General features: G+C 35.4%; 16 protein-coding genes. 5 read left to right on the forward strand and 11 right to left on the reverse strand.

Annotated elements, in window-relative coordinates:
* Positions 1 to 267 precede the first annotated feature (267 nt).
* Positions 268 to 786 (forward strand): GNAT family N-acetyltransferase, encoded by a 519-nt coding sequence (locus tag ACU8YW_RS17275; protein ID WP_088064143.1) that lies wholly within the window; start codon positions 268 to 270, stop codon positions 784 to 786.
* Positions 783 to 1700 carry a GNAT family acetyltransferase gene (locus ACU8YW_RS17280; protein ID WP_088064144.1) on the forward strand — a complete coding sequence of 306 codons (918 nt, stop codon included), beginning with the start codon at positions 783 to 785 and terminating at the stop codon, positions 1698 to 1700. The genes ACU8YW_RS17275 and ACU8YW_RS17280 overlap by 4 nt, the downstream gene beginning before the upstream one ends.
* A 21-nt stretch (positions 1701 to 1721) precedes the next feature.
* Here ACU8YW_RS17280 and ACU8YW_RS17285 read toward each other — a convergent pair whose 3' ends face one another.
* Both ACU8YW_RS17285 and ACU8YW_RS17290 read right to left on the reverse strand, forming a co-directional pair.
* Positions 1722 to 2630, reverse strand: a complete 909-nt coding sequence (locus ACU8YW_RS17285) for a VOC family protein (protein ID WP_426934045.1) — start codon at positions 2628 to 2630, stop codon at positions 1722 to 1724.
* Between the two features lie 190 nt (positions 2631 to 2820).
* The gene (locus ACU8YW_RS17290; RefSeq protein WP_000488977.1) at positions 2821 to 3732 is read right to left on the reverse strand and encodes a VanW family protein; all 912 of its coding nucleotides are present in this window, start codon (positions 3730 to 3732) and stop codon (positions 2821 to 2823) included.
* A 362-nt stretch (positions 3733 to 4094) separates the two neighbouring features.
* On the opposite strand from ACU8YW_RS17290, the gene ACU8YW_RS17295 reads away from it, so the two are divergent.
* A complete protein-coding gene (locus tag ACU8YW_RS17295) occupies positions 4095 to 4436 on the forward strand; it encodes a hypothetical protein (RefSeq protein ID WP_116480664.1) in 342 nt (113 codons plus the stop codon).
* Between the two features lie 117 nt (positions 4437 to 4553).
* Positions 4554 to 5645, forward strand: coding sequence for a DUF3900 domain-containing protein (locus tag ACU8YW_RS17300; RefSeq protein ID WP_000345047.1), 1092 nt, complete (start codon positions 4554 to 4556; stop codon positions 5643 to 5645).
* 393 nt (positions 5646 to 6038) lie between these two features.
* Here ACU8YW_RS17300 and ACU8YW_RS17305 read toward each other — a convergent pair whose 3' ends face one another.
* The 9 genes from ACU8YW_RS17305 to ACU8YW_RS17345 form a co-directional block, all read right to left on the reverse strand.
* Positions 6039 to 6386 (reverse strand): hypothetical protein, encoded by a 348-nt coding sequence (locus ACU8YW_RS17305; protein WP_137014375.1) that lies wholly within the window; start codon positions 6384 to 6386, stop codon positions 6039 to 6041.
* A 31-nt stretch (positions 6387 to 6417) separates the two neighbouring features.
* Positions 6418 to 6579 (reverse strand): hypothetical protein, encoded by a 162-nt coding sequence (locus ACU8YW_RS17310; RefSeq protein WP_088064148.1) that lies wholly within the window; start codon positions 6577 to 6579, stop codon positions 6418 to 6420.
* Positions 6580 to 6771: 192 nt separating this feature from the next.
* Positions 6772 to 7617: an exonuclease gene (locus ACU8YW_RS17315; RefSeq protein WP_097889889.1), complete on the reverse strand. Its 846-nt coding sequence runs from the start codon at positions 7615 to 7617 to the stop codon at positions 6772 to 6774.
* Between the two features lie 188 nt (positions 7618 to 7805).
* Positions 7806 to 8006: a cold shock-like protein CspB gene (cspB, locus tag ACU8YW_RS17320; protein ID WP_001179147.1), complete on the reverse strand. Its 201-nt coding sequence runs from the start codon at positions 8004 to 8006 to the stop codon at positions 7806 to 7808.
* Positions 8007 to 8222: 216 nt separating this feature from the next.
* Positions 8223 to 9122: a WD40/YVTN/BNR-like repeat-containing protein gene (locus ACU8YW_RS17325; RefSeq protein WP_088064150.1), complete on the reverse strand. Its 900-nt coding sequence runs from the start codon at positions 9120 to 9122 to the stop codon at positions 8223 to 8225.
* 16 nt (positions 9123 to 9138) lie between these two features.
* Positions 9139 to 9582 carry a flavodoxin gene (locus tag ACU8YW_RS17330; RefSeq protein WP_001062763.1) on the reverse strand — a complete coding sequence of 148 codons (444 nt, stop codon included), beginning with the start codon at positions 9580 to 9582 and terminating at the stop codon, positions 9139 to 9141.
* Positions 9583 to 9721: 139 nt separating this feature from the next.
* Positions 9722 to 10342, reverse strand: a complete 621-nt coding sequence (locus ACU8YW_RS17335) for an acetate uptake transporter (protein WP_000070936.1) — start codon at positions 10340 to 10342, stop codon at positions 9722 to 9724.
* An 86-nt stretch (positions 10343 to 10428) separates the two neighbouring features.
* Positions 10429 to 10824: an NUDIX hydrolase gene (locus tag ACU8YW_RS17340; protein WP_088064151.1), complete on the reverse strand. Its 396-nt coding sequence runs from the start codon at positions 10822 to 10824 to the stop codon at positions 10429 to 10431.
* A complete protein-coding gene (locus tag ACU8YW_RS17345; RefSeq protein ID WP_097889890.1) occupies positions 10821 to 11162 on the reverse strand; it encodes an ASCH domain-containing protein in 342 nt (113 codons plus the stop codon). Before ACU8YW_RS17345 ends, ACU8YW_RS17340 begins: the two co-directional genes overlap by 4 nt.
* Positions 11163 to 11302: 140 nt before the next feature.
* On the opposite strand from ACU8YW_RS17345, the gene ACU8YW_RS17350 reads away from it, so the two are divergent.
* Positions 11303 to 11860: a CatB-related O-acetyltransferase gene (locus ACU8YW_RS17350; RefSeq protein ID WP_097908199.1), complete on the forward strand. Its 558-nt coding sequence runs from the start codon at positions 11303 to 11305 to the stop codon at positions 11858 to 11860.
* The last annotated feature ends 31 nt before the right edge of the window (positions 11861 to 11891 follow it).

Here is an 11891-nt window from a genome sequence, read left to right on the forward strand (position 1 = left end):
TATAGATAGATAAAACAAAAATTATCACACACATCCTTTTATCGATATGAAGGAATTTTGCTAAAATACACTTAATACTCCGACCGTTTTATGTTAATATTTTAAATATTAACATAAAATAAATAACTTCTAATTTTAAAACTCCACTAATTTTCTTAAAAAACAAAGGTGGATTACATGAAACGAGGTTGAGAAAGTTAAGAAAACGCTTACATTTTATACCGTATTTTTTTATACATACTAAATAAATAAAGGAGCTTACTAACAATGAACGTCTCTTTACTTACACCTACTATCGATTTACAAGAAGAATACTTAGATTTTTATAACGAATGGAAAGATAGCGGTGAAACGATGATTCCGTGGGTTATTTCAAAGGACCCTTCTAACTTTTCGGCTATGATTCAAGAATTGCTCGATGCGCATAACGGAATAAACCTCCCTGAATCTTGGGTACCAGACTCTACGTATTGGCTCGTTACAGATGAAAATAAAATTGTAGGAGCTGTTAATATACGTCATAGTTTAACCGAGCATTTATTTAACGCTGGAGGTCATATCGGTTATGGCATTCGCCCTTCTGAAAGAAGAAAAGGTTATGCTACGAAGTTATTAGAATTATCGCTAGAAAAAACGAAGGAATTAAACATTACGAAAGCACTTGTCGTTTGCGACGAAGTGAATACAGCTTCAGAAAAAACAATTTTACATAACGGCGGGCTTCGTGATGATGATTTCATTGAGGAAGATGGAAATGTAGTAAGAAGATTTTGGATTGAGCTATGAAGAAGTCATCCGATGAAAATAATCTTGTTATAGAGAAATATAGTAGAAGTAATGAGCTAAAAGTAAAACAACTTATTGATTTATACAATGAAGACTCTTATCTATTTAACTTATTACGAGATAATAAAACAAAATGTGTGTATATTGCCTACTATAAAAAAGATGTAGTAGGCGTCTTTTTCACGTGGAACAGTAACTTCCATCCATACTGCACATACTTTCGAATGTATACAAATCCGTTCTATTCAGAGGTACACATTGAACAATTTTTATTAAACGAGATTCAAAAACGAGAAAACTTCAAACTACCATTACAAACCTCTATATGGGGAACATCGGCTCATTTAAAAGCCTATTATGAAGAACATAATTTTATGGAAATCCGAAGAACATATATGCCGATATTAGAAGTACGCAAAATCATAGCTATCGATACAAAGCTTCATTCAAATTATGATGTACAAAGCTTATCAATCATCCTATCCAATAATAGCTCCTTTGAAAAGCTAGCTCACTTAGTAAAAACGAATTATGAGGATACTCACTTAGCAAATCCCGTTGCCTCATACCCGCTCGAAACTTGGAAAGAACAGATCTTAACTGATGATGTGTTACTAGATGGGAGCTTTGTAATGATAGATGAAGAGAATAAAATTATTGCGTACTCTTTCCTCCATACATCAGAAAAGGATAATACGGTAGAACTAGGATGGTGTGGGACTCACACTACAGAAAATTTATCCTTACTGAAACTTCTCGTTTTCAAACAAGCTATGTATGCAAGTAAACACGGTTATTCTTTCATTCAAGGTGAATTCGATTCAACGAGTATATATGCAATGGAATTATTAAAATCCTTTCCTTTTAACCCTTGTGCTACTTGGATTACGTACCAAAAAGAAGTCGGAAAGTGATTATACACCTTCCGACTTCTTTTATGCTTTCTCTATTTCAAACTGCACTGTAATACCACTAGGATCTACTACTGTAAATCCGTTTGTACCTTCGTTTACTTTATGTTGTTTTTCTATTAATCTTTCTTTCACTTCATCTAACGCTTCTTTATGTGGTAATACAATTGTATACACTTTAAGTCCAGTTGCATGTGCGGGTGGGTGTGGATTATTTACTCCGTTCCACGTATTTGCACCTATATGGTGATGATATCCTCCTGCAGAAATGAATAAGCAGTCATCTTCACGCTGTTGCACTTCAAATCCTACTGTCTCTACATAAAACTCGTGTGACTTCTCTACATCTGCTATTCGTAAATGTACGTGCCCAACGACAGTATTAGCAGGTAATCCATCAACCTCATAATCAACGAGCGTTGCCAGTTCTTTTAAATCTAGCGGCGTACTTCCTCCTGGTCCTTCTCTCCATTGATCACGCGGGCGGTCTGCATAAATTTCTATGCCATTCCCCTCTAAATCTTGTAAATAAAACGCTTCGCTATATGTATGATCACTTGCACTATTAAACCTTGAGATCGGTAAAATTTCATTTGAATATGTATAACGTCCTTCTTGCTCAGCCGGACTATCAATTACATTCTTATTACGAATTACACCAAATAATGCCGAAGCAAAAGCCTCACGAGTCGGAACTAAAAAGGCTACATGATATATACCAGTCGTACGCGGTTCTTGCAGTACCCCGTCCTCTAATTTTTCAAGAACAAGTAACGTGTTCTTTCCACCTTTTCCTGATAAATATGCTTTATTCTCCTCTTGCTTAATTACTTCTAAGCCTACTACATTCTCATAAAATACAATTTGGCGCTCTAAATCTTGCACTTTAAATTCAACATGACCAATACGTGTTTTCGGATGAATTTGTACCATGAATTACTCCATCTCCTTATCCCGATATTTTCCTATTTCATATAACCGTTACTATGAAGGATACAACTAAAATCATCCTATGTAAATATGAAAAGTCAGAATTTACACACATTTTTATTTTCATAATAAAAAAGTCACCTCTTCTAACTTTCAGAAAAGGTGACTTTACAAAAACAGTATGCTGTAACTCTTATTTCATTTTATGTACTTCGGCAACTAACTTTCCACCCTGAATGCCCATATAAAGTTTCACAGGTGCATCATTCGTGTTTTCAAACACTAAGTCTAAGTATGGATATGCAATTGTAGCATCTCTTCCTTGTGGAACATAACCTACCGTTTTAGAATGTGTCGTTCTCTCTACCATTTTCAAACCAGCTTGATCTGCTGCATTGTATAATGTTGATGATGTTTGACAAACACCACCGCCGTATCCATCTACTAATTTACCATCTACAATTTCTTTTCCTAGTTGATATCCTTTATCTGGCGTTGTATCACCAATTAATGCATTGAAAGAGAAACTGTCTCCCTTTGCTAATACAACTCCATTTATGCTCGCTGCTGACAAGCGAATATTCTCAATACGGCCACCTGCTGAGCCACCTAAATTCGTTTCATATCTACCAATTACCGTACCACTTCCTTGCGCATCACTTAATGTTGCGATAGGCTTTTTCTCAACAATAGGTAATTGATATGAAGAATCCCACATGCCAACGTTTAATAATTTATCTACTAATTCTTTTTCCATTAATTCATAAGAAGGTTTTCCTTCTTGCCAACTTCCATCAGGTGCTACACGTGAAGGGACCATCTTTTTGTCAACGCTTTTTCCAACCTCGCTAGCAACCTTCGTTACCGATTTTTTAAATTTTGCTTCGTCTTCAAAATAACCTAGACTCGATAAATCTAGCTTTTTCACTTCCGTACCAGTACGACCATCTACTAAACTAATAGAATCCTGTACCTCTGCTTTAGCCTCTACCGTGTGGCCACCAATGTCACTTACTAATGCAACATCACTTACTTTTGCACCACAACCACTCACTATAGCTACACATAACACCCCAACTAATATACCCTTTACTTTACGGAACAATATACTCTCCCCTTTTTCCCAATATTACTTTTATGTATTATTTCATTTTTATGTATGTTTTGTTACAATCATTTTACAATATATTTATAAAATGTTACAAGTTATTTTTTACTCTATATAAATTACTCTTTTCTTTTCTAAATGTCTATACATATTTATATAAAAGTTTGAGTCCGATAGAATTGTAACCTTTATGTAACCTCACCTTTTTATCCAGTATATACCATAAAACAAAAGAAATACAAATGTAAAACTCCATATTCTTATTTATAAAGGAACACCTTGTGAACATAAATAGGTATTTGCCGTGCCACACTCCGCTTTTACACATACATTATGGTGAATTAACCTATTTTAAAGAAATGGAGGATGTTTTTATGTACCCCTACAATCCATACGATCCATATAACCAAAATGGTTATCAACCTCAATATGATTTACAAGCACAATACCAACAATATATAGATCCAGCAGAACAAGTTAATCCATATGATCAAAATCGACAATTCCAACTTCCCATCTCTTTTCCTGGTACTGGAAACCGTCAACTAGAAAGACGAGTAAATGAGCTTGAACAAAGAGTACGTCAATTAGAAAACACGGTTGAGCGTCATACACGTAGATTAAACCGATTAAACCAGCGTTTACGTACAATAGAAAACAGACTAAACATTCCATTTTCAGCATTAGAAGACGGATTTTAATTTCGAAAGTAAAAAATATATAAAGGAAGGGGCTCCCCCTTCCTTTATATAAATTGACGAAAGTTTTTTCCATCTCTATACTGATAAGAGTTAATGAAATGAAACAAGGTGATAAATATGGATTTTGAAATAAATTATCTTTCCTTTTATGTTGTACAAGTAGAAGGAAAAGGTGAAGCTGTTGATAAACGCTACAAACATTTTCAAACGTTAGACGCTGAAGAGTATGAAGATAGCTCCTTAAAAGAATTTTTGAATGGTGAATTATTAAAAATTTCAAAGCGAAAAGTAGAACGTCATGCGAAAACAGAACAAGCTCCGACAAAGATCGGTCGCTTCATTGTAGAAGAAGGGCACGAACTTGATTCAAACCCCCATTACAACCTCTTTAATCGCATTCGCTTTGCGGAAACAAAAGAAAACTTCAAAGATATGAGTGAACCTCTCGTTTATACATATCTGGACACAAGCGCTGTACGCGGTGGTGTATTTTTAATTGCGCAAGCAAAACTACGCAAATACTTTGATGATCCATTCGTTTTCGTTATGAAATGTGACTTCGAACCGAAAGTCGCTTCTATTTCAGATGAATCCACACTGATTCGTAACGTTGAAATGGCCATCACAACAAAAAACATGAAATCTATCCAATATCCGTACATGCCTGAAGAAGGTATGGTCGAAGTAGGCGAACTAAAAATTCATCAAGCATCTCACGCCCGTTATTTTGAGGACTTCTTAAAATTCGTCGAGTACGAACGCTCTATGCCTGAAATTATGAAAACACAAGTAATGGACATGGTATACGACCAAATTGAAGATGTATTTGAAGAAGGTACGGAAGAACGCGAACAATTCGACCAAGCAATGGAAGTATGGGCTGCCAGTCCGAAACGCGAAATTATGGAACAATTTTCAACCGAAGAAGTAATGGAAGCTACCGCTCAAATCGTCGAGCACGCTCCTGAAGTGGAATTAAAGCTAAAAGCAGACCACATCTCCGTAAAGGCCCTGCTTGCTGATTTCGGGGATCAAATACATATCGCAAAGGTAAATGACCGATACGTATTAATGATTGAAGCTGATACACTTACGTTTGAGAAAGGCTTCTCTCCGATTGAATTTCTGAAGCCAGATGAATTGCAAGATGTGATTGAGCGGATTGAGAATAAGCAACAGTATTCTTACGATCCGAACGGGATTGAATAAAGTGAAACTTTAATCAGTGGGGGTTTTGTTCATCCCCACTGATTATCAGCCCTCACCAATCGGGCTTTTACGGGCAGTTGATCCCCCACCTAACTTCGTTGCTTCAGCTGAATTTTAAGGTGGGGGGTCTTACTGCCCGTTAATGCGGGATAAATCCTTCCATATAACTATTTTTACTGAGCGCTGTTAACAAACGCTCTTTTATTTGGGACATAATTGACAGTTATATAAAAAAACCGATTCTTCTAAGAATCGGTTTTTCTGCTTTAAAACAAAATATGCTTATTTTTAATCCAAGATAACAATTGTTGCAGAATCCAGTAGATTCCTTCCTTGTTGTACAAGTGTAGTTCCATTAGAGTAGTCACTATGTATATTGGTAAAATGAAAATTTCACTTCACTACCTCAAATTTATTGTACTCGTAAAAAGATAATTGAAAACGATATTCTGGATGCTCTCTCACCCAATCGTAAGCTTCTTCTAAAATATCCATTTTGTTTTGTAAGTCATTAAGTTCACTACATTCGTCCCTTTTCTGTTTGCACAGAGGGCAGAAGCCATTCACTATTTCGGCACTCTTCGCCCTAATAGTTTTACTTTCTAAGTCAACTACTAGACGAAGAAGAAGAGAATGCTCTTCTTTTGTAGTCACGGTCATTTCAGCAATCCCATCCTCATTCCAAAAGACTCCGTTTAATTCCATCTTTACGGCGACGTCTTTAATATCCAAGTCTATCACCATCACACCTCCCTTGTATAAAACTCATATTTTACTCTTCGATTTTAACCTTTAATACACCATGATTTAAAGATATATTAAGCGTTTTCCAATTTTTCTTCTTTGCTATGAAAGGAAGTGTAATTACTGCTAATAGCGTGGTAAATATTATCCCAAAAACTAAAACTGTTACAATGTTAAAGATTGCTTCCATTTAACTCTACCCTCTTTCATTTCTATGGGCTCTAATTTTATGAATGTATTTAAAAATTCTTACCACACCTTAATTTTCAAAGCAATTATAATGGCCCAATCACAACAAATCAATTCCTATTTAATATGAATACTTTATTCATCCATCAGTACAATGACGTTAAATTTATGTAGCTAGAAATAGAGGAGAATGTCATTTAACCTCTACATTCTCCTCCATCTCAGCCAAATACCTAATCTGCCTTTCCGCTTTTCTCACCGCCGTAGGAAAATGCTTTTTCAGAAGTGCTATTGTAGCTTCACTTATATAATATCTTTCCGTTATACTTTCCCACGTGTCACTATTTTCAAATGCACTCCAAACGAAAGGACGCTCTGTATTTTTTCTCATTTCTTTAAATACCCATTTTCGCATCTTTTTTTTCGCTTTTTCTGTTAGTTTTCCGTTCTCTACAAGTTCAAGCTCACCATGTCTTTTGTACCGTTTATGAATGTCTCTCTCGCTATATACTTTAAGAAGTATATTCACTGTATTCTCAGCATCCGCTAAAGCTCGGTGCTGCTTCCCTTCCCACGTTAAACCGAGCTGTTCTACTGCAAATTGTAAACTTGGTGTATGCTCAAATAACTCTTCATACGCTTGGAAAACAAACTTCTGCAAATCAAATTTGCTCTCTTTTTCCATACATGGGCATTCTACACCGTGTAACGTACAATCATGAGATAAAAAACGATAATCTTCTCTTCCCCATGAAACAAATACAGAGTCTTCTCCGATAAATTGAATAAATTTCTCTATAATTTGCGGAAATTTCTCCACACCAATTAAATCTTCCTTTGTAATTCCCGTTAATTTTGTCGTATGACGAGTGAGTCGTGCACTCGGCTTTACTAACTCCGAAAATTCTCCAATTACCTTCATTGTACTTGCTTCTATTTTTACAGCTCCGATATCAACTATCTCTGACGGATCTTCTGATTTATACGGCCTGAAATTTCTCTCTATATCGAACACAATAAAATGTGTAGCGTTTTCCAATTTATTTACCTCTTTCTAAATTCCTTTTCACACACATACTCTATTTTCAGTATTTATTTATTCATACACTTTATGCATGAAATACTTCGTCTAATAAACGAAAATTTAATCTCATTATTATATGTACATAGGAGGTTATTCAATAAAAATGCAAAAAAAAGAAGGGCAAGCCCTTCTTTTTTCCGTAATTACTTCTTGTTAACGTTTGTAGCTTGAGGTCCACGGTTACCTTGTTCTACTTCGAAAGTAACTTCTTGACCTTCTTCTAAAGATTTGAAGCCGTCGCCTTGGATAGCTGAGAAATGAACGAATACGTCTTCTCCGCCTTCAACCTCGATGAAACCGAAACCTTTTTCTGCGTTAAACCATTTTACTTTACCGTTTTGCATTTAAAAAATCCTCCTACAATGTACCTATATGTACATATTCATTTTCAACCACTTTACAATAATACTTCAAACATTAAAAAACTGCAACCCCAGAGGAGATTTAACATTGCTATCCTCCTCGGAAGTTACAGCTCATTTAAATCTCTATATTATTAAAAGTAAAATGGTTTAAAGTAACTATATCATATCAATATAATAAAAGTAAAGTTTTTTTTGCTATATAATTTTTTTCTTCCACTGCATCGCTTTTGATTCACCTGATCCAGCTACAACATAACCCTCTTTTTGGTTAACGATGCGCCAGCCATGCCCTTTAACTGAGTCACATACTGTAACAAGTCCTTCTTCTAAAAGTACACGACAAACCGTACTAATCCCCGCCTTATTTTGCGTTGACGTTGTATATAGCACATGTTGATCTACACTCAAGGCTAAATAGCTACTTGCTTTCTGCTCACTTTGACATGTGTGCCAATATGTTTTTTCACTCTCAATACTTTCATCTATTTTACAAAAAGAAATATTCCCGCTAATCCCCTTGCACGATCCACTCGCTGCTACTATATAAGAATTGTGTACAGTCAACGCTGAGATCATCTGATTCATCACGATTTTAATCCTCTTTAATTTACGTGTCTCCAAATTAAAGAGCCAAACCCCACCATATTTAGCATGTATTTTCGTACCGATAAATAAGTAATGTTTATATAAAAATAACGATCGAATAGATGGTGCCCCGCCACCATACTCAAGAAATGGATGAATGGTTTCCCATGTCGAACCAAAATCATTAGAACGATACAACGTTTTATCTCCATGAGCAATGACTGTTCCTTGTACATTACTACACACATTCCAACTCGTTGCTTTTGTTGGAAAACGCTGAACCGTCCAGTTCTCTCCACCATTCATACTACGAATAAAAATCCCTTCGTCACCTACACCATACACTACATTATCTTCGCTATGTAAATCCCTAATTCGTTTTTGAAAACCTTTTAATATTTGTTTCCATTCTCCGTCTCGTTCAATAAATAAGCCATTATATGTAGTAGCTAACATAAGTTTTCCATCTCTTAACTTTGTAATAGCGGTCGCACTTAACATTGTCTCCACGTTGACACTCCCATTCTTAGAACTTCTCAGCAAATGCAATTGCAAAATTACTGCATTTTTCAACATCCTCTTCATCTTCTGGAGCTAGTTCGATTTTCAATCCTTCTTGTACAAGCTCTGCACCGCGTTCTACAAGTCTTTCTTCAAATATCGTTACCGCTTCACAAAATAGTTCATACGCCGTATCACCTGATCCGAATACCGCTACTTTCTTTCCTGATAAATCTATATTTTCTAAGTCCTCATGGAAATCTTCCGCCTCAAACGGTAATTCACCATCGCCCCACGTATAAGATCCTAAAATGATTCCATCATAGGCTAATAATTCTTCAGCATCCATGCCTTCCATTTCTTGCAATACTACTTCATGATCAAAAGCATCTAAACTAACTTTTATTAAATCAGCAATACTCTCTGTATTTCCTGACATACTTGCATAAGCTATTAAAATTTTTGCCACTTCGGCATCCCCCTCTCATAATAAATGATTCTCATTCTCATTATATTAATAATGATAATCAATTTCAATTGTATTTTTCATTTTTATTTATTCCATATAAAAAAGCACAGATGACTATACAATCACCTGTGCTTTTTTATTACTTTTTAAAAATACCAAACGGCTTTCCAACTGGTAATACAACTTTACCGAAGTGTGTATTTAACACTGCTGCTGCTGAACCATAGAAAGATAATAATGAAATACATAGTTCAGAATACGCTGCTAAATTATGCATTGCATGTGGCATAACACCTAAAGTACTTAATGAAAGACCAATAAATAAGAAATCAATAAGGACGAAAATCATAAATAATACTTTATGTGTTTCCATTGCACCAATTGTCATAAAGATTGTGAAAATCAAATATCCAATAAAGGCTACACCCAGCTGTTTTGAATCTGCAGCTTGTGCTAATTTTTCGCCAAATACTCCAAGTTGAATTAACCAAGTCATTCCAACACCTAACCAAAATAGGCCGTATGCACCGAATGCTGTTGTACCGAACGTATTGTTATGCTTTGCATCGTGAATGCACGCAAAGATTTGTGCAAATCCTCCTAAAAAGATTGCCCACGGTAATACAAGTGAAACGCCATCTGTTAAGCCTAACTTTTGAGATGATGCTACAAGTGTTACCATCGCTAATCCAAATAGACCAATTCCAGATGGATCTGCTGTTGTCATTTTCACATGATGTGTAGTTGTTTGATTGCTCATATAAACCTCCTGATTATAAACATACTCGAATACAATACTTAAATCAGAAGGCTATGTCAATGGTTTTTTTTGTATGTTGTCAGACCTTACTTTTTATAATGATTACATATACTTCCGACCACTTCATACGGTTTTATATTCACTTTCTCCAACTCGTGTATCGGCAACCATAATGGAATATAACTCCCTCTATCTTTCATTTCGAATTCTTCAGCTTTACCACTTCCGAAAACTCCACCTACAATATGGGCATTAAAATAATACTCCGTTCCCTTATACTCCACCTTTGCAATGAGATGCTCCACTTTTATATGTACCCCTAACTCTTCATAAGCCTCTCGCTTCGTTGCCTCTTCAGGTGTTTCTCCTTCTTCAATTCCTCCTCCCGGAAAAACATAATATATTTCTCCTTCTCGGATACGTTTTATAAGTACGATTTTCCCTTCCTGCACAATGATAGCCGCGCCGCGATTTCTTATCATTTTATTACCTCAATACGAATCGCAACTGTTCCCCACTTTTCTTCTTGTTCTTTCGTATATATTTTGTATGTACTTTCTAGCATTTCCTCTAAACTATCATTTTCACAATCCAATAATTTGTGATCAATTTGTTCGTACATCGCTTTAAAGCTTTCGTATCGTTTTATTTCCGTTACTTTGGCAGTCATCGTTTCCTCTGTCGTAAGGTGCGTAAATACAATATGATCGCCTTGTTTTATAAGTTGACGTTTTGCATCGTATAAACGTACTTCATATACTTTTTTTCCTAATTGAATTGATTGAAAAGGTTTATTATATAATCCCATTTCGTATATCATTCATTCCACTCCTTTTTTATGCATTACGCCTACTACTATTTTTGTGCATTACCAATTCATACAACACAGTTCGACTTATTCCAAGTTGCATATAATGTTCCATATCCATTACTTGCTTTAGAGAGGATGCTAAATTTGTTATGTTATTTTTAAATCAAAAACCTGAATATAATAAATATGATATTGGTGATTATACTTATAGTAAAGTAGGTCCAACCATTTTTTCTTGGAATGATGAAACAAAATTAAAAATAGGTAAGTTTTGTTCATTAGGAGAAGAAGTCGTTTTTATACTTGGCGGTGAACATCGCGCAGACTGGATAACGACATACCCATTTAATGCATTTTTTAATGAAGGAGCACATATTACTGGTCATCCTTCTTCAAAAGGTGACATCGTAGTCGGCAACGATGTATGGATTGGTTATCAATCCTGCATTTTATCTGGTGTTACAATTGGTAACGGAGCCATTATTGGGGCAAAGAGTGTTGTTACAAAAGACGTACCTCCATATGCAATTGTAGCTGGTAATCCTGCAAAATTTGTTCGATATCGTTTCCCGCAAGAAACGATTGACAAGCTAGAAAAACTCGCATGGTGGGATTGGGATATTTCTGTTATAAAAGGAGCCATTCCATTTCTACTTTCCAACAAAATCAACGAGTTTTTTACCTCACCGGAAAATGAATCTATGTGATTAATACAAAAAGAGCATCCTATTCTTTCAG

The sequence above is a fragment of the Bacillus pretiosus genome (genome assembly GCF_052947655.1).